Annotated in this window: 26 protein-coding genes and 1 pseudogene; 9 read left to right on the top strand and 18 right to left on the bottom strand. The window is 71.2% G+C overall.

The window, feature by feature from the left end; genetic code table 11:
• Window positions 1–3: 3 nt before the first annotated feature.
• The 5 genes from NITAL_RS09245 to NITAL_RS09225 all read right to left on the bottom strand — a co-directional run bounded on the left by NITAL_RS09245 (window position 4) and on the right by NITAL_RS09225 (window position 7,055).
• Complete coding sequence (locus NITAL_RS09245) at window positions 4–870, bottom strand: branched-chain amino acid ABC transporter permease (protein ID WP_052665981.1); 867 nt, start codon at window positions 868–870, stop codon at window positions 4–6.
• A gap of 74 nt (window positions 871–944) precedes the next feature.
• Window positions 945–2,201 (bottom strand): ABC transporter substrate-binding protein, encoded by a 1,257-nt coding sequence (locus NITAL_RS09240; protein WP_169786800.1) that lies wholly within the window; start codon window positions 2,199–2,201, stop codon window positions 945–947.
• 276 nt (window positions 2,202–2,477) lie between these two features.
• Complete coding sequence (locus NITAL_RS09235; protein WP_052665979.1) at window positions 2,478–4,532, bottom strand: acetate--CoA ligase family protein; 2,055 nt, start codon at window positions 4,530–4,532, stop codon at window positions 2,478–2,480.
• Window positions 4,529–6,109, bottom strand: coding sequence for an FAD-dependent monooxygenase (locus tag NITAL_RS09230; RefSeq protein WP_052669547.1), 1,581 nt, complete (start codon window positions 6,107–6,109; stop codon window positions 4,529–4,531). Before NITAL_RS09230 ends, NITAL_RS09235 begins: the two co-directional genes overlap by 4 nt.
• An 85-nt stretch (window positions 6,110–6,194) precedes the next feature.
• Window positions 6,195–7,055, bottom strand: a complete 861-nt coding sequence (locus tag NITAL_RS09225; protein WP_083441389.1) for a PaaX family transcriptional regulator C-terminal domain-containing protein — start codon at window positions 7,053–7,055, stop codon at window positions 6,195–6,197.
• Window positions 7,056–7,409: 354 nt separating this feature from the next.
• Between NITAL_RS09225 and NITAL_RS09220 the strand changes: the two genes are divergently transcribed.
• The 3 genes from NITAL_RS09220 to NITAL_RS09210 all read left to right on the top strand — a co-directional run bounded on the left by NITAL_RS09220 (window position 7,410) and on the right by NITAL_RS09210 (window position 10,381).
• The gene (locus tag NITAL_RS09220; protein WP_211262305.1) at window positions 7,410–8,858 is read left to right on the top strand and encodes an aldehyde dehydrogenase family protein; all 1,449 of its coding nucleotides are present in this window, start codon (window positions 7,410–7,412) and stop codon (window positions 8,856–8,858) included.
• A gap of 47 nt (window positions 8,859–8,905) precedes the next feature.
• Window positions 8,906–9,679 carry an enoyl-CoA hydratase/isomerase family protein gene (locus NITAL_RS09215; RefSeq protein WP_052665977.1) on the top strand — a complete coding sequence of 258 codons (774 nt, stop codon included), beginning with the start codon at window positions 8,906–8,908 and terminating at the stop codon, window positions 9,677–9,679.
• 81 nt (window positions 9,680–9,760) lie between these two features.
• Window positions 9,761–10,381, top strand: coding sequence for a TetR/AcrR family transcriptional regulator (locus NITAL_RS09210; protein WP_052665976.1), 621 nt, complete (start codon window positions 9,761–9,763; stop codon window positions 10,379–10,381).
• Here the strand turns inward: NITAL_RS09210 and NITAL_RS09205 are convergent.
• From NITAL_RS09205 to NITAL_RS09165, 10 genes and pseudogenes are all read right to left on the bottom strand, one after another.
• The gene (locus NITAL_RS09205) at window positions 10,348–11,175 is read right to left on the bottom strand and encodes an alpha/beta fold hydrolase (protein ID WP_052665975.1); all 828 of its coding nucleotides are present in this window, start codon (window positions 11,173–11,175) and stop codon (window positions 10,348–10,350) included. The genes NITAL_RS09210 and NITAL_RS09205 overlap by 34 nt on opposite strands.
• The gene (locus NITAL_RS09200) at window positions 11,172–11,939 is read right to left on the bottom strand and encodes an enoyl-CoA hydratase/isomerase family protein (RefSeq protein WP_052665974.1); all 768 of its coding nucleotides are present in this window, start codon (window positions 11,937–11,939) and stop codon (window positions 11,172–11,174) included. The genes NITAL_RS09205 and NITAL_RS09200 overlap by 4 nt, the downstream gene beginning before the upstream one ends.
• The gene (locus tag NITAL_RS29580) at window positions 11,936–12,085 is read right to left on the bottom strand and encodes a PaaD-like zinc ribbon domain-containing protein (RefSeq protein WP_169786798.1); all 150 of its coding nucleotides are present in this window, start codon (window positions 12,083–12,085) and stop codon (window positions 11,936–11,938) included. Before NITAL_RS29580 ends, NITAL_RS09200 begins: the two co-directional genes overlap by 4 nt.
• The gene (locus NITAL_RS09195; protein WP_052665973.1) at window positions 12,082–12,837 is read right to left on the bottom strand and encodes a Phenylacetic acid catabolic protein; all 756 of its coding nucleotides are present in this window, start codon (window positions 12,835–12,837) and stop codon (window positions 12,082–12,084) included. Before NITAL_RS09195 ends, NITAL_RS29580 begins: the two co-directional genes overlap by 4 nt.
• Window positions 12,834–13,052, bottom strand: coding sequence for a hypothetical protein (locus NITAL_RS09190; protein WP_052665972.1), 219 nt, complete (start codon window positions 13,050–13,052; stop codon window positions 12,834–12,836). The genes NITAL_RS09195 and NITAL_RS09190 overlap by 4 nt, the downstream gene beginning before the upstream one ends.
• Window positions 13,053–13,068: 16 nt before the next feature.
• Entirely contained in the window at window positions 13,069–13,272 is a 204-nt protein-coding gene (locus tag NITAL_RS09185; protein WP_052665971.1) for a hypothetical protein, read from the bottom strand.
• A gap of 30 nt (window positions 13,273–13,302) precedes the next feature.
• A complete protein-coding gene (locus NITAL_RS09180) occupies window positions 13,303–13,641 on the bottom strand; it encodes a metal-sulfur cluster assembly factor (protein WP_052665970.1) in 339 nt (112 codons plus the stop codon).
• The gene (locus tag NITAL_RS09175; protein ID WP_211262304.1) at window positions 13,638–14,582 is read right to left on the bottom strand and encodes a Phenylacetic acid catabolic protein; all 945 of its coding nucleotides are present in this window, start codon (window positions 14,580–14,582) and stop codon (window positions 13,638–13,640) included. Before NITAL_RS09175 ends, NITAL_RS09180 begins: the two co-directional genes overlap by 4 nt.
• Before the next feature lie 115 nt (window positions 14,583–14,697).
• A pseudogene (locus NITAL_RS29390) lies at window positions 14,698–14,853 on the bottom strand (dihydroxy-acid dehydratase domain-containing protein); the annotation flags it as partial.
• Window positions 14,854–14,889: 36 nt separating this feature from the next.
• Window positions 14,890–16,137: a serine hydrolase domain-containing protein gene (locus NITAL_RS09165; protein WP_052665967.1), complete on the bottom strand. Its 1,248-nt coding sequence runs from the start codon at window positions 16,135–16,137 to the stop codon at window positions 14,890–14,892.
• A gap of 226 nt (window positions 16,138–16,363) precedes the next feature.
• On the opposite strand from NITAL_RS09165, the gene NITAL_RS09160 reads away from it, so the two are divergent.
• From NITAL_RS09160 to NITAL_RS09135, 6 genes are read left to right on the top strand one after another with little or no spacing between them, the layout of a single operon-like run.
• On the top strand, window positions 16,364–17,065 hold the full coding sequence (locus NITAL_RS09160; RefSeq protein WP_052665966.1) for a corrinoid protein: 702 nt from the start codon (window positions 16,364–16,366) through the stop codon (window positions 17,063–17,065).
• A complete protein-coding gene (locus tag NITAL_RS09155) occupies window positions 17,065–17,661 on the top strand; it encodes a DUF1638 domain-containing protein (protein ID WP_052665965.1) in 597 nt (198 codons plus the stop codon). The genes NITAL_RS09160 and NITAL_RS09155 overlap by 1 nt, the downstream gene beginning before the upstream one ends.
• A complete protein-coding gene (locus NITAL_RS09150) occupies window positions 17,658–17,990 on the top strand; it encodes a virulence factor (protein ID WP_052665964.1) in 333 nt (110 codons plus the stop codon). Before NITAL_RS09155 ends, NITAL_RS09150 begins: the two co-directional genes overlap by 4 nt.
• On the top strand, window positions 17,987–18,898 hold the full coding sequence (locus NITAL_RS09145) for a dihydropteroate synthase (protein ID WP_052665963.1): 912 nt from the start codon (window positions 17,987–17,989) through the stop codon (window positions 18,896–18,898). The genes NITAL_RS09150 and NITAL_RS09145 overlap by 4 nt, the downstream gene beginning before the upstream one ends.
• A gap of 4 nt (window positions 18,899–18,902) precedes the next feature.
• Entirely contained in the window at window positions 18,903–20,972 is a 2,070-nt protein-coding gene (locus NITAL_RS09140; RefSeq protein ID WP_052665962.1) for an ASKHA domain-containing protein, read from the top strand.
• Entirely contained in the window at window positions 20,969–22,531 is a 1,563-nt protein-coding gene (locus tag NITAL_RS09135; protein WP_052665961.1) for a trimethylamine methyltransferase family protein, read from the top strand. Before NITAL_RS09140 ends, NITAL_RS09135 begins: the two co-directional genes overlap by 4 nt.
• 10 nt (window positions 22,532–22,541) lie before the next feature.
• On the opposite strand, the gene NITAL_RS09130 is transcribed toward NITAL_RS09135, so the two are convergent.
• The 3 genes from NITAL_RS09130 to NITAL_RS09120 are packed head-to-tail and all read right to left on the bottom strand — an operon-like array spanning window position 22,542 to window position 26,798.
• Window positions 22,542–23,522: an electron transfer flavoprotein subunit alpha/FixB family protein gene (locus tag NITAL_RS09130; RefSeq protein ID WP_052665960.1), complete on the bottom strand. Its 981-nt coding sequence runs from the start codon at window positions 23,520–23,522 to the stop codon at window positions 22,542–22,544.
• Window positions 23,519–24,280, bottom strand: a complete 762-nt coding sequence (locus tag NITAL_RS09125) for an electron transfer flavoprotein subunit beta/FixA family protein (protein ID WP_052665959.1) — start codon at window positions 24,278–24,280, stop codon at window positions 23,519–23,521. Before NITAL_RS09125 ends, NITAL_RS09130 begins: the two co-directional genes overlap by 4 nt.
• Before the next feature lie 4 nt (window positions 24,281–24,284).
• Window positions 24,285–26,798: a GcvT family protein gene (locus tag NITAL_RS09120; RefSeq protein ID WP_052665958.1), complete on the bottom strand. Its 2,514-nt coding sequence runs from the start codon at window positions 26,796–26,798 to the stop codon at window positions 24,285–24,287.
• Window positions 26,799–26,826: the final 28 nt, after the last annotated feature.

The following is a 26,826-nucleotide window of genomic DNA, read 5'->3' as shown; positions in this document are numbered from 1 at the left end:
CAGCTAGGCACTCCTCGAGGTGAACAACCCCGTCGGACGGAAGGCGAGGACGAGCGCCATCAGCGAGAAGACGAGGAAGATGGCCGCCCGGGGGACGAACAGGCGGCCGAAGATGTCGACGAGCGCCACGATCAGCGCCGCCCAGTAGACGGTCTCGAGCTTCCCGAGCCCGGCGATCACGACCACGATCAAGGCCATGATCAGCATCTGGAAGTCGACGCCCTGGGCGAGCGCCAACATCGGCGAGGCGATGACCCCACCGAACGCCGCCAGCCCCACGCCGGCGACGAACGTCAGCGCGAGCACGCGGGTGGTGTGCACGCCGAGGGTCTCGGCGATCTGCCCGTCCGCCGCTGCCGCCCGGATCTTCACGCCGGCATCGGAGTACCTGATCAGCCCCCACAGCGCGAAGGCGATGACGATGCCGACCCCGATGACGAACAGCCGGTACCGCGGGAAGATGAACAGTCCGAAGTCGACGGTCCCGCGCAGGAGCTCCGGGGCGCCGACGGTGAGGATCCGCGCGCCCCAGTACTCGCGGATCGCGTCGGAGATCACGAAGGCCAGGCCGAAGGTCAGCAGGATCTGGTGCAGCTCCATCCCGTGGCCGTAGAAGCGGCGCATGATGAGCCGCTCGGCCACCAGGGCGACGGCCATCGCACCGAGGGGTGCGATCAGCAGAGCCAGCCAGAAGTTGTCGAACCGCTGGATCACCGAGTACCCGAGGTAGCCGCCGAACATGTAGAAGCCGCCGTGGGCCAGGTTGAGCACCCGACCGACACCGAACGTCAGCGAGAGGCCGACGGCCAGCAGGTAGAGGATGGACGCGTAGGCCCACGCGTGCAGGAACTGGCTCAGGTAGAGGCTCACTGCAGCTCCGCTGGAGGTCGTACGCGGTGGTCCGCCGCGTCAGCGGCGGACCACCGGCCGGTCAGTCACGCGACCTACTCTCCAGGATCCGCGAACTCGCCGAGGTCGGCGACCATGGTGTTGTGGATCTCGCCGTCCATGTCGACCACCTCACGAAGGTAGACGTTGTGGACGACGTTGTGGGTCTCGGGGTCGATGCGGAACGGGCCCCGCGGCGAGTCGAACTCGACCTCGAGCATCGCGTCGATCACCGCCGCCCCGTCGGCGGTGTCACCGCCGAGCGCCTCGATGGCCTCCACGATGGTGCGGGCGGTGTCCCAGCCCTGGACGGCGTACACGCTCGGCGCACGGCCGTACTCCTCCTCCCACATCTGGACGAACTCCTGGTTCTCCGGGTGGTCGAGGTCGTAGGCCCAGTGCAGGCCGCTGCGCACCCCGAGGGCCGCCTCACCGATCTCGGCGAGCACATCCTCTTCGACCATGAAGCCGGAGGCGACCAGGGGCATCGAGTCACGCAGCCCGGACTCGTCGTACTCCCGCACGAAGATCAGCCCGTCGGTGCCTGCGAGGAAGCCGTACAGCCCGTCGGCACCCGAGTTCCCGAGACGGCCGAGCGCCGAGCTGAAGTCCGTGGACCCGAGCGGCGTGAAGACCTCGTCGACGACCTCGCCACCCGCAGCTTCGAAGCTCTCCCGGAAGCCGTTCATGTGCTCCTGACCGGCGGCGTAGTCGGAGGCGATCAACGCGACGGTCTCGCCGACGTTGTCGTAGTACCACTCGCCGACGGCGTAGTTGTTCTGCCAGTTCGAGAACGAGGTGCGGACGATGTAGTCGCTGCGCGCCCCGCGGGCGAGGTCGTCGCCGCCCGCGTTCGCGACCACGAACGGGACCTCGGACTGCTCGACGAAGTCGGCGACCGCGTACGCCGAGCCGGTGCTGATCAGCCCGGAGAGGATGTCGACCTCCTCGGCCTCGACCAGCCGGCGGGTGCGCTCGAGCGCCGTCCCGGTGTCCGCGGTCTCGTCCTCGATCAGCAGCTCGATCGGACGGTTCGCCGCCTGGTTCCCGACCGTCGAGAGGTACAGCTCCATCCCGTCGATGGTGTCCTCGCCGAGCTGGGCGTACACGCCGCTGGTCATGATCACGACGCCGACGCGGAGCGGGTCCCCGTCGGCCTCCGGCGCTTCGTCGGTGGTGTCGTCGGTGTCGTCGGTCTCGGTGGTGTCGTCGCCCGGTGCGGCACCAGGGTCGGTGTCGTCATCTCCGGTCCCGCACGCCGTGAGCAGCAGCGCCAACGCGGTGCCTGCCGCAGCGAACCTCTTGATCCTCACGTTGGTCTCTCCCATCGCTCCCGCCCGTGCACCCGGCGGTCGCCGGCCACACCGAGGCCCGTTCTCTCGAGGGGCCCCACCAGGGGTGCCGCAAGTATGACATATCGTTGACGCCCGTCAACCACAGTGATAGGCGAAGGGTCCCGGCGGGCTCGTGGGTGCGGACAGCGAACCCGCGCGTCCGGACGGGTGGTTCGAAGCGACGTCGGGCCCCGACCGCACCACGATCAGCTCGCTCATCCGCGCATCGCACGTGCTCGGCGGGAAGGCCGTCAGCTACCGGGGCTGCACCGCGGTCGACCGGGTGACGAGGACGGCGTCGAGTGCGACCAACGATCCGTCCGGCAGCAGCCGCAGCGGGTTGATCTCCAGCTCCTCGACGTCCTCGGTGGCGGCGAACGCAGCGGAGAGGTCGACGAGCAACGACTCGAGGTCGCCGTCCCGACGTCGCGGCCCGCCGCGCCAGCCCTCGAGGAGCGACCGTCCCGGCAGCGCCGACACGAGGGCGGCCGCATCGGCGGCGCCGAGGGGTGCAAGCCCGAGGGCGACCTGGTCGAGCGCCTCGACCGCGGTCCCGCCGAGGCCGAGCACCACCACCGGGCCGAACACCGGATCGCGTCGGAGACCGAGCAGCAGCTCCGGGCCGTCCGGCGCCTGGCGCTCGACGAGCACCCGAGGCGCGTGCAGGGTCACCATCCGGTCCCACGCCGTGTCGAGCTCCTCGGGCGTGGTGACGCCGACCACGACGCCACCGACGTCGGTCTTGTGCACCACCTCGGGGTCGAGCAGCTTGACGACGACCCGTCCGAACCGGGCGAGGGCACGGTGGGCCTGCTCGCGGTCCTCGCAGACCTGCCCCTCGGGGACCGTCACGAACGCCGACAGCAGGGTCTTCGCCTCGTGCTCGTCGGGTACGTCCGGGAGGTCCAGCGGCGCGACGGTCGTGCCCTGCTGCGTGCCGTCAGCGAGCCTGGCGCGTGCCCGGCTGTCGGCGTCCCACGCTCGGACGGCCGCGACCAGCTCGGCCGACGTCTCCGCGATCACCGGACCAGCGTCCCCGCACGACCGTCGCAGCTCCTCGACGGACCCGCCGGGTCCGGTCGTGCCGACCACCACCGGCAGACCGCCCGGTACCTCACGCAGGACCGCGGCCAGGTCGAGCGCGCCAGGTTCGATCAGGGCGTAGACGGCCACACCGTCCACCGCGTCGTCCGCACCGACAGCGTCGATGACCCGCCCGAACGACGGGCCGGGTCGGCCGGTGTCGACCGGGTTGCGCTGGTAGGTCAGCGGCGGCAGCAGCTCGCCGAGCGTCGCGAGGGTGGACGGCGCGAGCTCGGGGAGCGCGACGCCGGCAGACCGTGCCCCGTCGGCGAGCAGGAGCCCGGGCCCGGCCTGGGCCGTGACGACACCGATGCCCGGCCGCGCACGGGCCGGCAGCCGACGGCGTGCGAGGACCGCGAGCGCGTCCAGCAGAGCCCGGTCGTCGTCGACCACCACGGCACCTGCCTGCATCAGTGCGGCCCGGGTCGTGCGCCAGGACGTCGCGAGCGCGCCGGTGTGGGACCGAGCGAAGTCGCCGACGTCGGCACGACCGAGGACCACCGCGACGACCGGGACGCGCGGCACCAGGTCACGGACGCGGTCGACGAGCCTCCGGCCGTCCTGGACGGCCTCGACGTGCAGGGCGACCGCGGTCACCTCGTCATCGTCCGCGAGGTGCTCGAGGACGTCGGCCTGCGTGACGTCGATCGCCGCTCCGAGCCCCACGCCGAGGTGGATCCCCAGCCCGCGCTGGGCGAGCCCGAACGCGAGCGCGTGGTTGACCCCACCGCTCGTGGCGACCAGCGCCACCCCACCGGCGGGGAGGTCTCGAGCACCCGGGACGAACGAGGCGGTCAACCGCCGTCCCGGCGCGAAGAACCCGGAGGTGTTCGGGCCGAGCAGCCGGATCCCGGTGCGGTCCAGCACCCGCACGAGCGTGCGCTGGACCTCCCCGCCCTCGGGCCCGATCTCCGCGAAGCCACCGGCGCAGACGAGGACCGCGCCCGCTCCCGCCGCCGCGGCATCCTCCACGACCTGCGCGGTCGCGGCGGCCGGCACGCACGACACCACGAGGTCCAACGGGCCGTCCAGCGCCGTCGCCGCGTCCACGACGCTCCCGTACAGCCCGATCTCAGGCGCGGGCCGCCGCGCGTTGACCCCGACCACGGGCAGCTCGCCGGCGCCGAGGGCCGCGGCCATGACCGACCCGAGCTTCCCGGGGTCGCTGGACGCACCCACGACGGCAGCGGCGCGCGGACGGAACAGGGCGTCGAGACCCCCGCTCATCGCACGCTCCCGGTCCCGGGAGCGAGGGTGGCCGGCCGGGCGACCGCGTCGGCACGGCCCGAGAGCACCAGCGTCGTGGCGGCGTCGTCGTCGTGGTCCCCGACGAGGACGGTGGGGACACCGTGCGCCATGCGTGCCCGCTCGCTCAGCAGGGTGCGGTCGAGGTCGCTCCCCCCGGTGAGCACGAGCAACGCCGGCTGGCGCCGGACCAGCCCCTCGAGCGTCGCCCCGTCGGCCTCCCGGTCACCGGTCACCTCGACGAGCCCCGCGGCGCCCTCGGCGGCCTCGGCGGCCGGCGTGAGCTCCACCTCGGCGCCATCCACCACCAGCCGGTGCCCCCTCCCGTCCTCGATGAGCTGCAGCACCCGGACGGGGAGCGTCCCCGCGCCGGTCTCGAGCGGCGTCGACAGCGGTGGGGTGCCGTGGACGCCGAGCCACCAACGGTCGACGGCGGCGACGAAGTCGGGGTCGCGCCGCTGCAGCTTCGAGCGCGGGATGCTCCGGGACAGGAAGTGGAAGACGAACTGCGGCGCATCGAGCGCGTCGTGGTAGCGGCCGAAGTGCTCCCACCACGACAGGCTCGGCACCGACGCACCCTGGACCTTCTCGACCGCGGGCCGGCGGACCGCCTCGTAGCGCTCCAAGGCCGACGGAACGTCGCCCCGGTGCTCGCCGAGCGCGCGGGCGAGCACGACGGCGTCCTCCATGGCCATCTTGGTGCCCGACCCGACCGAGAAGTGGGCGGTGTGGGCGGCATCGCCGAGCAGCACCAGGTTGCCGTGCGACCAGCGGGCGGTGCGGAGCGTGCGGAAGTTGCCCCACCGGGAGTTGTTGCCGATCAGCTCGTGCCCGTCGAGCTGATCGGCGAACAGCGCCTGCAGGTAGGCGATCGTGGCGTCGTCGCTCGGTCCCGGCGGCTGGTCGACGTCGAATGCGTCGAGCCCCGCGCGCCGCCACGTGGCCTCGTCGGTCTCGACGATGAACGTGCTCACCCCGGCACCGATCGGGTAGGCGTGAGCGGCGAAGACCCCGTGCGGGCCGGCTTCGTGCACGAAGGTCAGGCCGTCGTAGGGGTAGGTGGTGCCGAGCCAGATGAACTTCGCGCTGGCGACGTCCACCGACGGCGCGAAGACCTCGGAGGCCTGCTCGCGGAACCGGCTGTTCGCCCCATCGGCCGCGACGACGAGGTCGAAGCCCTCGAGCTCCGCGAGGTCGCGCACCTCGGTCTCGAACCGGAGGTCGACCCCGGCCACCCGAGCGCGCTCCTGCAACAACCGCAGGAGCGTTGAGCGCACGATCGAGGCCATGCCGTTGCCGCCACAACGCAGCCGAGTGCCGTGGACGCGCACCTCGATCTCGTCCCAGTGACGGCCGTGGTCGAGCAGGGCGTCACGGAGCACCGGATCGGCGGCGTCGATCCCCCCGAGCGTGGCGTTGGAGAAGACCACCCCGAAGCCGAAGGCGTCCTCGGCGCGGTTGCGCTCGAAGACGACGACCTCGGCGTCGGGCAGTTCCCGGCGGACGAGTGCGCTGAGGAACAGCCCACCCGGTCCACCACCGATGCAGGCGATGCGCACGACGCCCACCTCCCAAGGGTCCGATCCTCGGGCCGGCCCCGACGATGTGACATAACGTCGCAGACCACGACCGTCATGTCAACGTTCAGGAGAGACCCGAACGTCCTTCCCCCGGCAGCGGCACCCTGGCCACCGCCGCGGGCGCCGGATCGGCGACCTCGTCGTAGTACGCCATGGCGGCCCCCTTCAGCAGCTCGTACCCCTGCAGGAAGGTGGTGTGTGCGGTCGTGCCGATCCAGTCGGTCGGCAACAGCTCCCGCGGCAGATCGGGGTCGGAGAAGGGGAACTTGCGGTACGCCGCGACGAGTTCGATGTGCTCGATCAGCGCCTCGGCGCCCTCGAACTCGCCCGCCTCGTAGCGCTCGATGCGGGGCTGGTAACGCGTGACGAACCGCTGGTAGGCCTCGGCGACCTCCTCGAGGTCCCAGCACCGCCGGGCGAGTTCGCGGTCCCGGGCCAGGCTCCCGGTCGAGGCGTCGAGCAGATCGACCTGCGCCTCGATCTCGGCCGCCGCCATCGCCTCCTCGAGTTCACGGAGGCGGTCGTGGGGCGAGACCCACGTCGCCGGGCCCAGCGGCCCGAAGCCGAGCCACTGCAGCCGCGTCCGCAGCCACTGGCGGACCTGCCGTTCAGCCTCCGGCACCTGGTAGATCACCAGCGACCAGCGACCGTCCCAGGGGTCCATCCCATGCCGGGTGAAGATGCGCTCGCGGCCCTCGTCCAGCTCCTGGACACCCAGCGGTGTGAGCCGGTACCAGCTCGATCGTGACCGGCGTTCGGTCGCCAACCAACCCTGTCGCTTGAGCCGGGACAGCGTCACACGCGCCGTCTCCTCACCGACCCCGAACCGGTCCAGCAGGCCCACCAGCGTCTGCACGCTCGCGACGCCGCCGCGGTAGCGGATGTAGTTGGCGTACAGGTCGATCACGAGGCTTCGAGGCCGCACCGCGTGGGCTCTTTCGTTTCGTGCCGGGGCCCGCCCCCGGCCGAGGACGCCGGAGACTACGCCGAGCAGGGCCCCGGCGCCGCCACCCGAGTGAACCGAAGGGACGCCGACCGGCGTCCGGTCTGACCAGTCAGTCAGGTCGACCGGCACACCGACGCCCGGCGCACCGGACGACCCGCGGCAGCCGGTCATGCCCTTGACAGCCTGACCGGTCAGTCAGGTATGGTGAGCGGGTACGCACGCGCCCACGCAGGCGGGCGGCGGCTCCGTCACCGGTCCGCCACGGCTCACTGCGTGGCACCAGCACCCGCCTGCCGCGGGCTCCCGGCCCGTGCGACCGACCCGGAGGACGATGTGACGACGCAGCTGTGGATCGACGGCGAGGCGGCCGAAGCGACGGGCGCCGATCGCGAGGTCCAGAACCCCGCGACCCTCGCGACGATCGAGACGGTCAAGGACGCGACGGCCGACGACGTCGACCGCGCGGTCCAGGCGGCCCACCGTGCCTTCCCCGGTTGGGCGGCGACGGACGTCACCAAACGGGCTGGCATCGTGCGGAAAGCCGCCGACCTGCTGGCCCAGCACCGCGAGGAGCTCGTCGCGAGCCTCGTCCAGGAGCAGGGCAAGCCGACGCTCGAGGCGAAGGGTGAGTTCGGTCACTTCGTCAACGGGTTGTACTTCTACAGCGAGCTCGCCTCGAAGGTCCGGGGTGGGTACCAGGAGCTGCCGAGCCAGTTCGGCCGCTCGTACGGGCTCACCATCCGGCGTCCGCTCGGGGTGGTGGGAGCGATCGTCCCGTGGAACTTCCCGCTGACGCTGCTGGCCAACAAGCTCGGCCCGGCGCTCGTCGCCGGCAACACCGTGGTCGCCAAGCCTGCGGAGACCACCCCGCTGACCACGCTTCGGGTCGCGGAACTCCTCGGCGAGGCCGGCGTCCCGGCGGGCGTGGTGAACGTCGTCACGGGTGCCGCCGAGACCGGTGAGGCGTTGGTGACCCACCCGCTCGTACGCCGGGTCGCGTTCACCGGTCAGACCTCGACGGGGCAGCGCATCGCCGAGCTGGCGGGGCGCGACCTCAAGCGCGTCAGCCTCGAGCTCGGCGGGTCGGATCCGAGCATCGTGCTCGCCGACGCGGACCTCGACGCCGCCGTGAAGACCATCCAGATCGGCCGCTACTGGAACTGCGGGCAGATGTGCCTGGCTCCGAAGCGTGCGTTCGTCGTCGACGAGGTCTACGACCGGTTCGTCGACACGATGGTGTCGCGGGTCGAGCGGTACGAGCCGGGCAACGGCGCCGAGCCGGCGGAGAAGCCCAAGCTCCGGATCGGGCCGCTGCACACGGCGCGCCAGCTCCAGACGTTGCAGGATCAGCTCGCCGATGCCGTCGACCGCGGCGCGAAGGTGCTGGTCGGCGGTGGGGTCCCCGACGGCACGTCCGGTGGGCACTTCTTCCAGCCGGCGGTCGTCGTCGACGTGCCGCGCGACTCCCGCCTGGCCACCGAGGAGGTGTTCGGGCCCGTCCTACCGGTGTGGCGCGTGGACGATGTCGACCACGCCATCGAGCTGGCCAACGACACCGAGTACGGCCTCGGTTCCTCGATCTGGACCCGGGACGCGGGCGCCATCGACAAGGCCATGAACGGCCTCGAGACCGGTATCACCTGGGTCAACCAGATGCACTACGGCTACGACGAGATGCCCTTCGGTGGCACCAAGATGAGCGGTGTGGGTCGCGAGCACGGCGCCGAGGCGCTCGAGGAGTACGTCGAGATCAAGTCCGTGGTCGTCGGCGGGCTGCACTGAGTTCCGCGCCCGTCGACCCGTCCGACGAACGACCCTGAGGAGCCGCCATGGCCGTCACCGCGACCACCGAGGACCGGATCGGGTACATCACCCTCGACCGGCCACCCGCGAACAGCTACGACCGCACCTTCATCGAGGAGCTCGGTGCGGCGACCGACCAGCTCGACTCGGACGACGACGTCCGCGTCATCGTCGTGCGCAGCTCGAGCGAGAAGTTCTTCTCCGCCGGCGCCGACGTCAAGAACTTCGCCGAGAGCGACGCCGACACCAACAACGACATGGTGCGGCTCGCCCACCGGGTCTTCGACCGGTTCGGTGCGATCGACAAGCTCACGATCGCGGCCATCAACGGGCACGCGCTCGGCGGCGGCTACGAGATCGCGCTCGCCTGCGACGTCCGGATCGCCGCGGAGGGCCGCTACCGGATCGGGCTGCCGGAGGTGACGCTCGGACTCCTGCCGGGCACCGGCGGCACCCAGCGTCTCCCGCGCCTCATCGGTCGCGGTCGAGCGCTGCTGCTGATGACCACCGGCACGAGCGTGACGCCCGACGAGGCGGCACGGCTCGGCATGGTGGATCGGTTGGTACCGGCCGAGGAGCTGACCGACCACGTCCGCGAGGTCGCGAGCACCATCGCGCGGGGCGCACCCCTCGCCATCGCCGCCACCAAGCGGGCCGTGCACCGGGGGGTCGACCGCCCCCTCGCCGAGGGGCTGCAGATCGAACTCGACGAGCTCGCGCCCCTCTTCGGCTCCGAGGACGGCGCGGAGGGCATGGCCGCGTTCCTCGAGAAGCGGTCACCCGAGTACCAGGGACGCTAGGAACGCGGCGCCGTCCCCTACCCTTCCCGCTGCTGCCCGGAGCCCCGAGCGGCAGCCCACGCCCGGAAGGAGCACCGACCGATGGCTGACGCGGCCGCCACGCCCACGTCACAGGACGACGAGCTGTCACCTCGCGTCGTCGAACTCATCCGGTCCACCTACCGGGTCATGGCGCACCGTGGGAGCCACCGACTGTCGTTGCAGGACATCGCCGAGGAGGCCGGGGTCTCCAAAGGGCTGCTCCTCTACCACTTCAAGACGAAGGACAACCTGCTGCTCGCCACGATGCGGTGGGCCCTGCAACGCACCGCCGACCGCATCCGGAGGGGCACCGCCGACGCCGAGGACGCGCGGGCGGCGTTGCGCTCGCTCGTCGAGGCCGTCTTCGTCGACCCGGAGCTCAACCGCGACTTCAACCTCTTCTACCTCGACCTCATCGAGCACGCCGTTCGTGTCGCGGTCTACTCCGAGCTGCCCGAACTGCTGCGCACCGTCATCAACGACCTGTACGCCGAGGTCATCAGCCGAGGGGTGGACGAGAGCGAGTTCCACGTCGACGACGTCGACGCGGCTGCCCGCGCCATGCGGGCTCAGATCGAGGGCACGTTCCTGCAGTGGATGCAGGAGGACGACTGGCGCGGCTCGCACAGCCGGTACCGAGACGAGTGCTACGGCTCGCTGGTCCGGCTGCTCGGCGCCTGAGCACGGCCCTCGGCCAGGAAGCCGACGACGGCCTCGAGCGTCGCCTCCGGCTGGTCGAGGTGCGGCGCGTGCCGACATCCGTCGAGCAGCACACCCGTGAACGGACCTGCGATCCCACGCTCGATCAGCTCGAGCTGCCGCGGGGTGCCGTACTCATCGTCGACCCCCTGCACGACGAGCACCGGCACGTCGATGCGAGGCAGGCGGCCCGTGATGTCCCACGAACGGAACGCGGGATCGAGCCAGATGTCGTTCCACCCCCAGAACGTCGTGTCGGCGTCGCGGTGGTGGCGAGCCATCCGCTGCGGCAGCGCGGTGGTGCGGTAGGCCTCTCGGGCGGCCTCGATGCCGGCGATGGACTCGTCCTCGACGATCACGTGCGGTGCGAGGAGGACCAGGCGGTCCACACCCCGTTCGGCGCGCCCGGCGTGCAGCAGCGCGATGGAGGCGCCGTCGCTGTGCCCGACCAGGACGGGACGGTCGTACCCGAGCCGGTCGAGCAGCTCGGGCAGCACCACGTCGGCTTCGCGGTGCATGTAGTCGACGCGACGAGGTCGGCTGACGACCGCTGACCGGCCGTACCCGTGCCGGGAGTACACCAGCATCCGTCGTCCGGTCGCCGCGTGGAGCGCAGCGGGGAACCCGCGCCACAGCGCCCGGGCACCGAGCCCTTCGTGGAGGAGGACGAGGGGTGGGTGGTCGGCTCCGACGCTCGTCGCCGCCCACTCCTCGTACTCGAGCGAGCCGTCAGCCAGCTCCAACATCCGGATGCGGTCGGTGGCCTGCTCCGTCACCCACCCGCCTGTCGTCGGCGTGCCGATCCGAGCCGGCGGAGGTGCTCGTCGGTGGTCACGAGCAGGCTCTGCCCCAGGGTCTCGACGGCCATCCCTGCGTGCAGGTCGAGCGCCGGCGCGAGGTTCAGGACGCGCTTGGCGGCCGCGTACGCGTCGGGGCTGCGCTCGAGGATGGACCGTGCCCGCTCCAACGTGCGGGGGAGGAGGTCGTCGTGGGCCACGAGCTCGCTGACCAACCCGGCGCGCAGCGCCGCCTCGGCGTCCAAGTCCTCGCCCCCGAGCACGACGTCGCGCGCCCGAGCCAGCCCGATGAGGTGGACCAGGCGGACGATGCCACCGTGCGCCGGCAGCAACCCCAGGAACGACTCGCGGTGGAGGAACCGTGCCCGCTCGGACGCGATCCGGACGTCACACGCGAGCGCCAGTTGGGCGCCGGCGCCGGTGGCAACCCCGTTGATCGCGGCGAGCACCGGCTTCTCGATGCGTTCGACCAGCCCGATCGTCGCGGTCAGTTCGTGGCTGGCGAAGCGGAACGCGGTCGGGTCGACGTCATCGCCGAAGCGCGACAGGTCGCCGCCCGCCGAGAAGGCCGGGTCCTGGCCCGTCAGCACGATGGCCCGGACGTCGGCGTCGAGCGCGGCCGCGACCAGCCGTTCACGCAGTTCGCCCTGCGTCGCCACGTCGATGGCGTTGCGTGTCTGCGGACGGTCGAGCGTGAGCAGACGCACGCCTGCCTCGTCCTGCACGCGGACCGCGCCGCTCACGCCGGGAGGTCCCCGTCGCTCCCCCGCTGCTTGATCCGTTCGAACGGGCTCGAGCAGGACGCGCAGAACCACTGCGAGGTCATCAGCAGGGACCCGAAGTCACGCACCTGCTCGACGGCGGACGAACCGCACCACGGGCAGGTCACGACGCCGTCGTCTCCAGGCGGCGTTGCAGGCTGTTCCAGCGATCCCACGGCAGGGTCCTCCAGGTCCAGGCGCCCGGGTGGCCCTCGACGGGCAGGTCGTAACCGAGGTCGAGGAGCGTGGGCGCGACGTCGTCGAGGAAGGCTTGACGCATCCCGTCGTTGTCGAGGGTCAGCACCCCCTGGGCCACGAGGTGCTCGACGCCCTCCTCCCCCGGAGGGCCGAACCAGCACAGCATCTCGGTGAGGACGGGGACCAGGTGCGGCTCGATCTGGCTGCGGCCGTGCTCCCAGTTGCGTGTGAGGTCGGCGAGCCGCCCGGCCGCGAAATCACGGTAGAAGCGCGACTCGTCGAGCACCCGCCCGATCCGTCGCTCGAGCTCCGGCTGGGTCTCCTGCAACGAACGCAGCACCACGTTCAGGCCGTTGTCGACCAGGAAGAGGGTGACCACCGCCTGTGCCCACGAGCCGGACGACTCGTCCAACGCGGCCACGTTGTAGCGACGCTCCCGCTCCTCGGGGCCCTCGACGTGGTGATCGGCGAGGTACTGCTCCACGAAGGGGAACAGGGCACGCGCCTGCCCGAAGTGTCCCTGAGCGATCGCGGCCGCGGCGACGGCGCTCTCCAACCCGGGGGCACCCACCGCCCACTCGGACAACCAACGCGCCATCCAGTGCGTGTTGTCGCCCACCACCACGAGCAGGTTGGCCAGCGCATCGGCGGTGTCGCGGTCCATCATCTGCACCTCGGTCATTCCACCACCTCCGGCGCCTCGACGTGGGTGACGAGATCGGCGTCGCGGAGCACCCACGTGATCGCGTCGTCCGGGACGAGCACCACCTCCAGCCAGCCCTCGGAGCGGTCGACGGGGAGGTCCTCGAGCGACGGGGCTCGCGGCGCGTCGAACGTGGCCAGCCGTTCGAGCGGCTCGGCGTACTCGGTGCGGGTGTACAGGTGGAAGGTCGGCACCTCGGGCTCCTCAGCGTCAGGCGGGGCGCACCAGCTGGTGCAGTGCCTCGGTCGGGACGACGAACATGTCCTGCCACCTCCGCTCGTCGTAGAGCGTGTAGGCGAAGACGACCGCGTCACGGTCACCGTCGGCGCGGACCTGCCCGATGTGGCGTAGCTCCGGCTCGCGGTCGTGGCGCGCGAAGACCTCGTAGGCGCGATCCGGTTCGAGCTTGCTCACGAACGTTCCCTCTCCCGTCGGCGACCTCGTTCAGAGGACGGCGACGACCCGTAGCGCTTCGAGACCAGCCGGCGAGACGTCGTCGCGTGACCAGGCCTCGAGCACATCATCGATCTGGACCGAACGCACCTCCGGCAGCGCTGCGATCGCGTCGCGGACGTCGTCCTTGATGATCTCGACGCACGGGCAGGCCAGGGAGGTGTAGGTCAGCCCGATCCTGACGTGCCCATCGTGGACCTCGAGCTCGCGGACGAGGCCGAGGTCGACCAACGAGATGGGCAGCTCGGGGTCCTCCACGGCCGACAGTGCGCCCCAGAGGCGACCTGGTTCGACCGACCCGTCGTTGTTGCCGCGCGGTTCGGGGGTCATGCGTGCTGCTCCTGCAGTTGCTTGTAGCCCCGCTGGATGCTGCGGACGAACTCGACGTTGCTCGGCCCACGGGCCCGCCAGCGCTCCATGACCTCGTCCCAGCCGATCTGCCCCTTGGCGTGGTCCCACGTCTTGGTCTCGGCGTCGAACGCCATCGGGAAGGCGCAGTCGATGACGTAGGAGTCGGTCTCCTCGTCGTGGTGCGCCGGCACCTGGTAGCCGTGCTCCTCACAGAACGGCACGACCGCTCGCATCCAGGTCTGACGCAGCTCGTCGTTGGTCTGCCCCTTCAGTTGGTAGCCGACCTGGTCGTGGTGTCGCTTGAGGTCGTCGGGGAGCCCGAACCACTCGAGGGTGAGGATGAACATCCAGTCGATCGACGCCTGGATGGCACGGCGGGCGTCCTCGTCGCGCGACAGCTTCGCGATCCAACGCTCACCGTGGCGCAGGTGGAAGGTCTCCTCGCGGTCCACCTTCACCAGCGCCCGCTTCCACGGGGCGTAGGTGGTGTGCTGGAACACGTCGCCGAGGAGGGTGAACCCCGCCCGGTCGTAGAACGCGTTCGCGACGATCATGTCGCTCCACGAATCGAGCGGGACGTCGAACGCGTAGGGGTGCTTGTACTCGTGCGGCTGACGCCCGTAGACCAACTCGTCCACGTCGACACCGAGGTCCCGGAGCATCCGGTAGGCGATGTGGGCGTGCCCCACCTCGTCCTGCACGATGCTCAGGACCGACATGTACGCGCTGGTGTTCGGCGCGTGCATCGCCGCGCGCAGGTAGGACGGCGCGGAGATCAGCTCGGTGTCCGCCGAGACGATCAGCGTGCGCGACAGCGCCTTCAGGTAGTCCTCGGACGCGTACTCCGGCCCCTCGATGAGACGGCCTTGCAGGATGCGCTCGCGCACCTGCTCCTCCGACAACCCGGCCTGAGTTCCCACGAACGCTCCTCCAAACGGCGTGCCCACAGTATGACTGACCGGACAGTCAGGTGCAAGTGAGTTCGTCCTCGGATCGCGGCACCGTGCAGGGGCTGGGAACCCAGCACCTCCGACAGGGCACGTCGACGGAGACCGCCCCCATCAGCTGTGCGGGCGTGGTCTTGTCGCAGCCGGCGAGCAGCACGACACCGTCGTCCCGGTACAGCATGGCGGTGGGGCGCACGAGCGTCTCGCCCAGCGACATCGTGGGGAACTCGAAGGGGAGGCCGCCGGGCCTCCCAGAGCTCGGTGACCTTCTCGCGCCCGATCAGGCGCGATCGGCATCCAGGACCTGGGGGGCATCACCCAGGACGCCGCGGTAGAGGGCCTGCCGGAGCGCGACCTCGCGCGGATCGTCCCACAGGCGGAAGCCGGAGCGGTTCATCACGTAGGCGAACCCGATCCCCGCATCCGGATCGGCGAACCCGAACGACCCGCCCGCGCCAGGTGTACCGAACGCCTGACCGGCGGAGGTCCCGAACCGCAGCCGCGGGAACGGCTTCATGTAGCCGAGCGAGAAGACGGTGTCGACGTGCAGCACCTGGTCGCGCAGGCCCTCGGTCGGCGGGCGAGCGGGTTCGGTCAGCGCCGCGATCGTCGCCGGGGTGAGCCCGAGCCGGTCCCCGCCGGTCGCCATCGCCCCGTACGCGGCGGCCACGGCGCGCGCGTGGCCGTGGCCGTTGGCCGCGGGGATCTCCAGGCGCCTGACGTCGGGGCGGTTGTAGTTGCCGATCACGCCGAGCAGCTTGGGGTTGCCGAACGACCGGCCGGTGAGGCTCTTCGGGTTGAGGAAGGCCAACACGAACCTCGGGGGCAGCTCGTGCAGGTGGAGCAGCATCTCGGCCGGGTGGTAGCCGTGGACCGTCGCGAACCGTGACGCGTCGAGGTCGTCGGGCACGCCGAGGTGGAACTCGATCCCGAGCGGGGCGGCGATCTCGTCGGCGAAGAACCGGCCGAGGCTGCGACCGGAGGGATCGACCCGCCGGAGCAGCTCACCCTCGTACCAGCCGAGCGTGACGCCGTGGTAGCCGTGCCGGGTACCCGGCTCCCACGCGGGCGCCTGCTCGGCCAGCGCGTCAGCGAGCAGGTCGAGATCGGCGAGCGTGTCGAGGTCCAGCGGCCGATCGATGGCTGCCAACCCGGCCTGGTGCGACAGCAGCTGGCGGACCGTGACGTGCTGCTTGCCGTTGGCGGCGAACTCCGGCCAGTAGGTGGCGACCTCTTCGTCGTAGTCGAGCAGGCCGCGCGAGTGGGCGACGGCGATCGCCATCGACGCGACACCCTTGGTCGTGGAGAACACGTTGACCAGCGTGTCCCGCTCCCACGGCAGGCGCTGCGCACCGTCGCGGTAGCCGCCCCACAGGTCCACCACCTTCTCCCCGTCGCGGTAGACGGCGACGGCGGCGCCGATCTCGCCACGCTCGGTGAAGTTGGCACGGAACGCGTCGGCGACCGGCCCGTACCCCTGCTCGACCTCACCGTGGATCAGTCCCGGTGGCACCCGCACCTTCAGCACGCCCTGACCTCCCAGACCCGCGGCGGCGTCCGGCCGGCGCCGGCGCGACCGTAGCCCTCCCGGGAACGGCCACACCCTCCACGACTCGCGACGGTGTCTCAGATATCGATCGTTGTGCTGGACGCAACCGTTGTGCATACTGGCGCTGCGGCGCCGGTTCTGCCGGGGGCCTCGTGCCCCCGTCCACGTGCATGCCCGACCCCGGCGTCGGTGTGAAGGACCAGGGATGCCAGAGGAGCCGGCGGACGAACTCGACCTCCGCGGACTCGATGAGCAGGAGCTCGTCGAGCAGATGCACGAGGATCTCTACGACGGTCGCGCCGACGACATCGCCGAGGGGACCGAGATCCTGCTCGAGCGCGGCTGGGGACCCAAGCGGGTCCTCGACGAGGCCCTGGTCGAGGGCATGCGCATCGTCGGGATCGACTTCCGGGACGGGGTGCTCTTCGTCCCGGAGGTGCTGCTGGCCGCCAACGCGATGAAGGCCGGGATGGCGCTGCTGCGTCCGCTGCTCGCCGAGACCGGGGCGCAACCCATCGGCAAGGTGGTGATCGGCACCGTCAAGGGCGACATCCACGACATCGGCAAGAACCTGGTCGCGATGATGCTGGAGGGTGCCGGCTTCGAGGTGGTGGACATCGGGATCAACACCGACGTGGACAGCTACATCGCCGCACTCGACGAACACCGCCCCGACATCCTGGGCATGTCCGCGCTGCTGACCACCACGATGCCCTACATGAAGGTGGTCCTCGACACGCTCAAGGAGAAGGGCCGGCGTGACGAGTTCATCGTGCTGGTCGGCGGCGCTCCGCTCAACGAGGAGTTCGGCGAGGCGATCGGCGCGGACGCCTACTGCCGGGACGCCGCGATGGCCGCCGAGACCGCCACCCGCCTGATCCGAGAACGCCGCGCCGTGGCGTCCTGATGGTCGACACGACCGCGCCCCGCGTGCACGTCATCGCCTGCGGCGCGCTGGCCCGGGAGCTGATCGAGGTGCTCGGCCAGCTCCCGAACGTGACCATCGAGTGCCTGCCGCCGTCGCTGCACAACCGTCCCGACCAGATCCCCGATCTCGTCCGGCAGCGGGTCCGAGCCCGTCGCGCCGACACCGATCGGATCCTCGTGGGCTACGCCGACTGCGGGACGGGCGGGCTGCTGGATCGTGTCTGCAGCGAGGAGGGCGCCGAGCGGCTGCCCGGCGCCCACTGCTACGAGGTGTTCGCCGGCGGCGAGGCGTTCGCCGCGCTCCACGAGCAGGAACCGGGCACCTTCTACCTCACCGACTACCTCGCGCGGAACTTCGACCGGCTGGTGATCGAGGGCCTCGGCATCGACCGGCACCCGCAGCTGCTGACCGCCTACTTCGGCAACTACCGCCGCCTCGTACACCTCGCGCAGCGCGACGACCCCGACCTGGACGAAGACGCGCGGCGCGCGGCGGCGCGCCTGGGCCTGCACCACGAGCGGCGCCTCACCGGGGTCACCGGGCTCCGGGACGCGCTGATCGAGATCGCCTCATGAGCCGGCGCCGCGCGAGCGGACCAGCGCTGGCGACGATCCTGTGGCGAGACATCCCGGCGCAGGTGAACGCCACCACGACGGACACCACGGAGAAGGCGCTGCTGCCGAACCGCTTCCAGGTCGCCATCGATCGGGCGGCCAAGGTCGCCGGCAAGACCGAGCTGGCCGCCTACGTCGCCGAGTGGCGACGGATCGAGCAGCCGCTGGACGGCGATCCCGCCACCGTCATCGCCGAACGGATCGACGAACTCGACCGGACCTACACCCGTGACCGACTCGCCGCGATCGTCCGGCACGGCGGCATCGAACCCTCGGAGGGGGACGCATGACACAGACCGTGGTGAGCTCAGGGACGCGGGAGGTCGTGATCGGCTTCGGTCGGCCCTTCGTCATGATCGGGGAGAAGATCAACCCGACCGGCCGCAAGATCCTCGCGGAGGAGCTGAAGGCCGGCGACTTCAGCCGCGTCGCGGCCGACGCGCTCGCACAGGTCGAGGCCGGCGCCCAGATGCTCGACGTCAACGCCGGCGTGCCCCTCGCCGACGAACCGGCGCTGCTGGCCCACGCGGTGCAACTGGTGCAGTCGCTGACCGACGCACCGTTGTCGATCGATTCCTCGGTGGTGGAGGCCCTCGAAGCGGGCATCGCCGTCTACCAGGGCAAGCCGCTGATCAACTCGGTCACCGGTGAGGACGAGGTGATGGAGCGGGTCCTGCCGTTGGTCGCACGGCACGGTGCCGCGGTGGTGGCCATCTCCAACGACGAGACCGGCATCTCCGAGGATCCCGACGTCCGCTTCGAGGTGGCACGCAGGATCGTCAACCGCGCCGCCGATCACGGGATCCCTCGCGAGGACGTCATCGTCGACCCGCTGGTCATGCCGATCGGAGCCATGGGCAGCGCCGGGCAGCAGGTCTTCCGGCTGCTGCGACGTCTGCGTGAGGAGCTCGAGGTCAACACCATCTGTGGTGCCTCCAACGTCAGCTTCGGCCTGCCCAACCGGCACGCGATCACCGGCACGTTCCTGTCCATGGCCATCGGCGCCGGCATGACCTCGGCGATCATGAACCCGATGCATCCCGAGGTGAAGACGGCGGTGACCGCCGCGGATGTCCTGGCGGGACACGACGCCAACTGCGCCGCATGGATCCGCGCCAACCGGCAGCCAGACGGCGAGGGAACCGGCCGCGAGAGTTCCCGACGACGAGCCGGGCGACGCGCCCCGACGGGCGGCTAGGCCGATGGCTGCCGCGCCGCGCCGCACCGGCCAGGGCGAGCACCGCATCGTGTTCACCCCGTCGGGACTGAGCGGCACGGTCGCCGAGGGCACCAGCGTGCTCGACGCCGCCCGGGAGCTCGGCGTCGACCTCGACTCGGTGTGCAGTGGCCGGGCGATCTGCGGGCGCTGCCAGGTCGTCCCCAGCGTCGGCACGTTCCCCAAGTGGGACATGACGGTCCGGCCCGACCACGTCGTCGACCCCGACGACCTCGAGGGCCACTACGTCGGCCGCCGGCCCATCGCGGACGGCCACCGGCTGGGCTGCGCCCTGCGGATCGTCGGCGACCTCGTCGTCGACGTGCCGCCCGCCAGCCAGATCCACAAGCAGATCGTCCGCAAGGACATCGGGCTCGGCGAGCTGCGCATCGATCCGGTCGTCACGCTCCGGTACGTGGCGTTCGACGACGACGACGCCGGGGCGGGCGCCAGCGTGCTCGACCGGATCCGGGCTGCCCTCGCTCGGACCTGGGACCTCCACGACGTGCAGGTCGACGCCGAGGTGCTGCCGCACCTGCACCGGGCGGTGGCCGACCCGACCGACGGCGCGACGCTTGCGGTGCGCGACCACCGGATCGCCGCCGCGTGGCCGGGCTACGTCGACCGCAGCGTCGGGGTCGCCATCGACATCGGCTCGACGACCGTGGCGGGTTACCTCTGTGACCTGTCCAGCGGCGAGGTCCTGGCCACCGCCGGCCGGATGAACCCGCAGATCCGGTTCGGCGAGGACCTCATGAGCCGCGTCTCCTACGTGATGCTCAACCCGGGTGGGGACCGCACGTTGACCGCCGCCGTCCGGCAGGCGCTGTCCGAGCTCGTGACCGAACTGGCCGCGGACGCCGCCGTCGAGCGCTCCCAGGTGCTGGAGCTGGTGCTGGTCGGCAACCCGATCATGCACCACCTCGTCCTGGGGATCGATCCCACCCCCCTCGGCCAGTCGCCGTTCACGCTGGCGACCGGCGAGCCGGTCGAGCTGCGCGCCGCCGACCTCGACATCCCGGCGCCCTTCGGCCGCGTCTACCTGGCGCCCTGCATCGCCGGCCACGTGGGTGCCGATACCGCGGCGGCGATCCTCGCCGAGGGTCCCCACCGCGGCGACGCCGTGCAGCTGCTGATCGACGTCGGCACGAACGCGGAGATCGTGGTCGGTGACCGTCGTGCCCTCTACGCCGCCTCGAGCCCGACCGGCCCGGCCTTCGAGGGCGCCCAGATCTCCTGCGGCCAGCGGGCCACCACCGGTGCGGTCGAACGGGTCCGCATCGACCGCACCACCCTCGAGCCGCGGTTCCGCGTCATCGGCTGCGACCGCTGGTCCGACGAGGAGGGGTTCACGGCGGCCGTCGCGGACAGCGGCGGTGTGACCGGCGTGTGCGGGTCGGGGATCATCGAGGTGATCGGCGAGCTGTTCCTCGCCGGGATCATCGACCAACGAGGGGTGATCCGCGCGGAGCTCGCCGAGCGGACCGACCGCGTCGTCGCGGACGGACGGACCCACAGCTACGTGCTGTACGACGAGGGGCCCGGCGCGCAGCTGCGCATCACCCAGGACGACGTGCGCGCGATCCAGCTCGCGAAGGCGGCCCTGCGCGCTGGCACCGACCTGCTGCTCGAGCACGCCGGTCTCGACCGGATCGACGAGGTCCGGCTGGCCGGCGCGTTCGGCGCCCACATCGATCCCCGGTACGCGTTGGTGCTGGGACTCGTGCCGGACGTCCCACTGGACGCGGTCCGGTCGGTCGGCAACGCCGCCGGCTCTGGTGCGGTCCGGGCGCTCTTGTCCGGCGACAAGCGGCGCGAGATGGAGGCCACGGTCCGCACCATCACCAAGATCGAGACCGCCACCGAACCGCGGTTCCAGGAGCTGTTCGTGGCCGCCCTCGCCTTCCCCCACGCCACCGCACCGTCGACCCACCTGGCCGAGGTGGTCGACCTTCCCGCGTCACGGCCAGCGAGCCCGCCGACCGGTCGTCGCCGTCGCCGTCTCTCCCCTGTGGCGCCGAACGACGACACCGCCGACCCGCGAGGTACCCCATGAGTGCTGACCCGACCGACACTCCCACTCCGACGCGAGGACGCCGGGGCGGCGGCCGCGAGGCCCGCCGCGCCGGTCGCGCCGCCCGCGCAGCGGCCGCCCACACCCCGTACCTGACCCGCACGCTGCGGCCCTACGAGGTGCTCAGCGAGGAGGGCCTCGAGCTGATCGAGCACAACGCGGACACGATCCTCGAGGAGGTGGGGATCGAGTTCCGCGACCATCCCGAGGCGCTTCGGCTGCTGGCGGACGCCGGCGCGGATGTGGATGGCTCGCGGGTCCGTTTCCCCCGAGGTATGTGCCGGCGGATCGTGTCCGAGAACGCGCCGGCCATCTACACCCAGCACGCCCGGAACACGGCGCGCAGCGTGCAGATCGGCGGCGACGCGACCGTGTTCGTCCCCAACTACGGCTCGCCGTTCGTGACCGACCTCGACCGGGGCCGGCGGTACGCGACCCTCGAGGACTTCCAGAACCTCGTCAAGCTCGCCTACCTCGCCCCCTCCCTCCACCACTCCGGGGGCACCGTGTGCGAGCCGGTGGACGTGCCGGTCAACAAGCGCCACCTCGACATGGTCTACGCCCACCTCCGCTACAGCGACAAGCCCTTCATGGGCTCGGTCACCGCAGGTGAGCGCGCGGCCGACAGCGTCGAACTGGCGCGGATCGCCTTCGGCGGCGACCTGCAGGACCGCACGGTCATGACCAGCCTCATCAACGCGTCGTCGCCGCTGGTGTGGGACGCGTCCATGCTGGATGCCGCGCAGGTGTACGCCGAGCACAACCAGGCCAGCATCATCACGCCGTTCATCCTGGCCGGGGCGATGGCGCCGGTGACGGCGGCCGGGGTCGCCGCCCAGACGCTCGCGGAGGCGCTGGCCGGCATGACGTTCGTGCAGCTGGTCCGACCGGGCGCGCCGGTCGTCTTCGGGTCGTTCGCCAGCTCGATGTCGATGCAGACCGGCGCACCGACCTTCGGCACGCCGGAGCCGGCCCTGGTGCTCTACACGGTCGCAGCGCTGGCCCGCCGGCTGGGCGTCCCGTTCCGGTCCGGCGGGTCGCTGACCGCGTCGAAGGCGCCGGACGCCCAGGCCGCCTACGAGAGCGCCAACACCCTCATGCCCACGGTGCTCGGGGGCGTCAACTTCGTGTTGCACGCTGCCGGGTGGCTGGAGGGCGGGCTGGCGCTGAGTTTCGAGAAGTTCGTCATGGACGCCGACCAGCTCGGGATGATGGAGGTGTTCGTCAAGGGCGTGGATCTCAGCGAGAACGGGCAGGCGCTGGACGCGATCCGCGAGACGGGACCGGGTCAGCACTTCCTCGGCACCGCCCACACCCTGGCGAACTTCGAGTCCGCCTTCTACCGCTCGAACGTGGCCGACAACGCGAGCTTCGAGCAGTGGGAGGAGGAGGGCAGCCTCACGGCCGCGCAGCGGGCCAACAAGCTCTGGAAGCAGCAGCTGGCCGAGTACGAGCCACCGCCGATCGACGACGCCATCGACGAGGAGCTGTGCGCCTACATCGACCAGCGCAAGTCGGAGATGCCCGACGGGATCGGCTGACGGCGCGGTCTCAGACGCGGACGGTCTTGCGCTTGCGGACCTCCTCCAGGAGGGCCGGCAGGAGGGCGTGGAGGTCGCCGACGACCGCGTAGTGCGCGCGCGTGACCATCGGCGCATCGGCGTCGGTGTTGACCGCGAGGATCGTCTTGGCGTTCATGCAGCCGACCCAGTGCTGGGTGGCGCCGCTGATCCCCAGCGCGATGTACAGCTGGGGCGTGACCCGGGTGCCGGTCTGACCGACCTGATCGTTGTGGGACCGCCACCCGTTGTTGGTGGCCACACGTGAGCAACCCACGGCGCCGCCCAGCAGCTCGGCCAGCTCCTCCAACGCCCCGAAGCCCTCGGCGCTGCCGACACCACGCCCGCCGGAGACCACGACCGGGGCGGTCGCCAGGCTGATCCCCTCGGTACGGCGCACCTGTTCACGGACCTGCCCGACGACGTCGGCTGCGGTCAGCTCCGCCGTGACGATCCGCACCTCCGCGGCGCCCGCGGTCCCGGCGGGCTCCGCCGCCACCGCGTGGGGAACGCAGGTGAGCAGCGCCACCTCGGCGTCGAGGTGGGCATCCTCCAGCAGCACGCCGCCCCACCGCTGTCGGGTCAGCGCCCAGCCGTCGTCGACAGCAGTCACCTCGAGGCAGTTGGTCGCCAGGGGCTGGTCGGTCCGAGCCGCCAGGTGCGCCATCACCTCGTTGCCGCGGTCGGTCGCCGCAGCGACCACGACCGCGGCCGCCTCGGTGTCCAGCAGCTGCGCCACCGCCTCCGCCCACGCCGCGGGGGCGTAGGCGACCAGCAGGGGGTGCTCCAGGGCGTGCACCACCTCGACCCCCTGACGCCGCAGCCCGTCGACGGCGAGCTCGCCGACGGGGCCGATGACCGCCGCCGTCAGGACGCCATCCAGGCGCCGCGCGAACGTCAGGATCCGTTCGGAGGTCGCCGCGACCGAGCCATCGGTCTCCAGCTCGACCAACGCGAGGATCGTGCCGCTCATAGCACTCCCACCTTCTCCAGCAGCTGCGCGACCGCGGGAGCGGCCTCGGCTCCCGAACCCAGGATCACGGTCTCGGTCTCCTCCTGGGCTGGATGGTGCAGCCGCCGGAGCGTCAAGCCACCGGGACGACGGGTGGGCTCGAGGTGACGGATCTGCGCCTTCTTGGCGATCAACCGGCCCCGCATCGCCGGGTAGCGGGGCAGGTTGATGCCCTCCTTGACCGCGGCGATCGCCGGCAGCGAGACGTCGCACAGTTCGAACCCCTCAGCGACGCCCCGGTGGAAGGTGACCGTGTCGCCGATGTCGATCTGCTTGACCCCGGCCACGACCGGACGCCCGAGCGCGTACGCGACCCGGACACCCACCTGGTAGTTGGCGGCGTCGGCGGCTTCGTTGCCGAACAGCGCCAGGTCGAAGGTCCCATCCTCGTCCTCGAGGACCCTGATCGCCTCCGCGAGGGCCGCTGCGGTCGCACGCGGATCCCAGTCGGGCTCCTCGGTGGGCAGCAACACGCCGTGGTCGACGCCCATCGAGATCGCCGTCCGCAGCTGCTCCTCGGCGGCCGGCGGCCCGAGGGCGAGCACCGTCGACGAGCCGCCGTGCTCGGCGATGAGCCGGACCGCCTCCTCGACGGCGCACTCCTCGTGGGGGCTGACCGTGAAGCCGAGGTGGCGGTCGTCGATCGCCCCCCCGTCGTCGGTCAGCACGATCTTGGCGCCGGGGGCCGGCACGCGCTTGACACAGACCAGGATCCGCACGACGTCACGCCTTCATACGGGAGTCATCGGGGTCGAACAGCGGGGTTCGGCCGGCGACCGCGACCTTCACCGGGTACCGCTCGCCCATGTACTCGACCAGCAGGTCGGTGCCCTCGACCGCCAGCTCGGGTGGCAGGTAGGACAGCAGCAGGTGCTTGCCGACGGAAGGGCCGCTGCCGGCGGTGGTGACGTAGGACGGGCGTCCGTGGCGGTCGACGATCCGGCCGCCGCCGAGGGTCAGGATCGGCTCACCGCCCTGGGGGTAGCGGAGGATGCCCGACGCGGAGGTGTGGTCCTCGACCGTCAGCGTGCACAGGATCGCGGCGGGCTCCTCCTCCCGGGCGGCGAGGTAGGCCTCCTTGCCGATGAAGTCAGCGGACTTCACCTTGGGCAGCGCGAGGCCGGCTTCGACGGGGTTGAACTCTGACTCGAGCTCCGCGCCCATCAGCCGGTAGCCCTTCTCCAGCCGGCCGGTGGTGCCGTACACGCCGGCGCCGGCCGGGATGCAGCCGAGCGGCTGTCCCGCCTCGAAGAGGGTGTCCCACAGCCGTTCGCCCTGCTCGATGGGGGCGTGGATCTCCCAGCCGAGTTCGCCGACGTAGGAGATCCGCACCAGGAGCGCGGGCACGCCGTTGATCTCCCGCCACTGGGCGCTGCCGAAGGGGAAGGCCTCGTCGGACATGTCCTCGGTCACCGACGACACCAGGTCGCGGGCACGGGGCCCCCACACGCCGATGGTGGTCCAGGCGTTGGTGGCATCGGTGAGGTGGGCGGACCCGTCCTCGGGGAGGTGATCGCGGAACCACTTGAGGTCGCGACCCCAGTCGGCGCCGCCCGTGATGATGCGGAAGTGGTCAGGGCCCAGACGCACGACGGTCAGGTCGCTGCGGAACCCGCCCCGCTGGTTGAGGACGGGCGTGTACATGATCCGGCCAGGCGGGCGGTCCATGTTGGCGACGGTCATGCGCTGGAGGTAGTCGACCGCGCCGGGGCCCGTCACCTCGAAGATCGAGAAGGCGGTGAGGTCGATCATCGCGACCCGCTCGCGCATGGCGAGGTGTTCGACGTTGATGATGGGCGACCACCAGCGAGCGTCCCACTCGTGCTCCCGCTGCGGGATGCGGTCGGCGAACTCCTCCAGCAGGGGCGCGTTGGATCCGTACCACTGGGGCCGCTCCCAGCCGCCGGCCTCGAAGTAGACGGCGCCGAGCGCCTCGGTACGGCGGTGGAACGGGGCGAGGCGCGCGCCGCGGTTCGATGCCCACTGCTCGCGCGGGTGGACGATCCCGTAGGTCTTGTTGAACCCCTCGCTGGTCCGGGCGCGGATGTGGTGGGCCGTGCGCTGGTTGGGGGCGAAGCGAGCGATGTCGCCGCCGTGCAGGTCGTACTCGGGCTGCCCGTCGGTCATCCACTCGGCGATGGCCCGGCCGACGCTCGGCCCCTCCTTGATCCAGACCGCGGCGGCCGACCACAGGCCCTTGACCTCGACGGTCTCACCGAGCAGGGGGCCGCCGTCGGGCGTGAGCGACAGCAGCCCGTTGATGGCGTGCTTGATGCCGGCACCAGGGACGTCGAGGATCTCGGGCATCAGCTCGAGGGCGTCCTCCATCTGCTGGTCGAAGTCCTCGGCCGTGAAGGGCATCTGGGTCGGCGAGAGCTGTGCCTCGGCGATGGAGGGGATCTCGTTCGGGTGGTGCAGGATCGCCCGGTGCGCGTAGGAACCGACCTCCATATCGCCGCCGTTCTGGCGCTCGTACATGTTGGTGTCCACGTCGCGGACGATCGGGAACGCGATCTCCTTGCGGGTCGCCTCCAGGAGCGGGATGGGCCCGACGTCGATCATCTGGTGCACGGCCGGGGTCAGCGGGATCGAGGCACCGGCCATCGCGGCGATGCGCGGGCTCCACACGCCGCAGGCGATGACGACGTAGTCGCAGCGGATCCGTCCCTTGTCGGTGACCACCGCCTTGACGCGTCCGCGGTCGACCTCGATGTCCTCCACCTCGGTCCAGGGCGAGATGGTCAGCGCACCGGCGTCGAGCGCCCGCTGGCGCATGAGCGTGCCCGCCTGGAGCGAATCGACCACCGACACCGACGGCGTGTGGAAGCCGCCGAGGATGATGTCGGTGTTGATGAAGGGCACGAGCTCAGCGACCTCCTTCGGGCCGATCAGCTCGGACTCGACGCCCCACGCCTTGGCCGAGGCCATGCGGCGCCGCAGCTCCTCCATGCGCTCGGGGGTGCGTGCCACCTCGATGCCGCCGCAGGTGGTGTTGACGCCCATCTGCTCGTACTGCCGCTGGGAGTCCAGCGTCAGCAGGGCGAACTCCTTGCTGTGGTCGACGGGGAAGATGAAGTTCGAGGCGTGCCCGGTCGACCCGCCGGGGTCGGGCAGCGGCCCCTTGTCGAGCAGGACGATGTCGCGCCACCCCAGGTCGGCCAGGTGGCCGACGAGGGAGTTGCCGACGATCCCGGCTCCGATGACGACGACGTTCGCGTCCTCCGGCAGGTCACTCACGGTGCACCCTTCATCTCGGTTCTGCGCC

The organism is Nitriliruptor alkaliphilus DSM 45188, from assembly GCF_000969705.1.
Classification (GTDB): domain Bacteria; phylum Actinomycetota; class Nitriliruptoria; order Nitriliruptorales; family Nitriliruptoraceae; genus Nitriliruptor; species Nitriliruptor alkaliphilus.
This window is presented reverse-complemented; position numbering and strand designations above follow the sequence as displayed.

Excerpts from the sequence above, each read along its gene's own strand:
- NITAL_RS09235 (WP_052665979.1), bottom strand. The coding sequence starts at position 4,532 with ATGAGCGGGGGTCTCGACGCCCTGTTCCGTCCGCGCGCCGCTGCCGTC.
- NITAL_RS09215 (WP_052665977.1), top strand. The coding sequence starts at position 8,906 with ATGGCCGTCACCGCGACCACCGAGGACCGGATCGGGTACATCACCCTC.
- NITAL_RS09210 (WP_052665976.1), top strand. The coding sequence starts at position 9,761 with ATGGCTGACGCGGCCGCCACGCCCACGTCACAGGACGACGAGCTGTCA.
- NITAL_RS09195 (WP_052665973.1), bottom strand. The coding sequence starts at position 12,837 with ATGACCGAGGTGCAGATGATGGACCGCGACACCGCCGATGCGCTGGCC.
- NITAL_RS09180 (WP_052665970.1), bottom strand. The coding sequence starts at position 13,641 with ATGACCCCCGAACCGCGCGGCAACAACGACGGGTCGGTCGAACCAGGT.
- NITAL_RS09160 (WP_052665966.1), top strand. The coding sequence starts at position 16,364 with ATGCCAGAGGAGCCGGCGGACGAACTCGACCTCCGCGGACTCGATGAG.
- NITAL_RS09155 (WP_052665965.1), top strand. The coding sequence starts at position 17,065 with ATGGTCGACACGACCGCGCCCCGCGTGCACGTCATCGCCTGCGGCGCG.
- NITAL_RS09150 (WP_052665964.1), top strand. The coding sequence starts at position 17,658 with ATGAGCCGGCGCCGCGCGAGCGGACCAGCGCTGGCGACGATCCTGTGG.
- NITAL_RS09145 (WP_052665963.1), top strand. The coding sequence starts at position 17,987 with ATGACACAGACCGTGGTGAGCTCAGGGACGCGGGAGGTCGTGATCGGC.
- NITAL_RS09140 (WP_052665962.1), top strand. The coding sequence starts at position 18,903 with ATGGCTGCCGCGCCGCGCCGCACCGGCCAGGGCGAGCACCGCATCGTG.
- NITAL_RS09135 (WP_052665961.1), top strand. The coding sequence starts at position 20,969 with ATGAGTGCTGACCCGACCGACACTCCCACTCCGACGCGAGGACGCCGG.
- NITAL_RS09130 (WP_052665960.1), bottom strand. The coding sequence starts at position 23,522 with ATGAGCGGCACGATCCTCGCGTTGGTCGAGCTGGAGACCGATGGCTCG.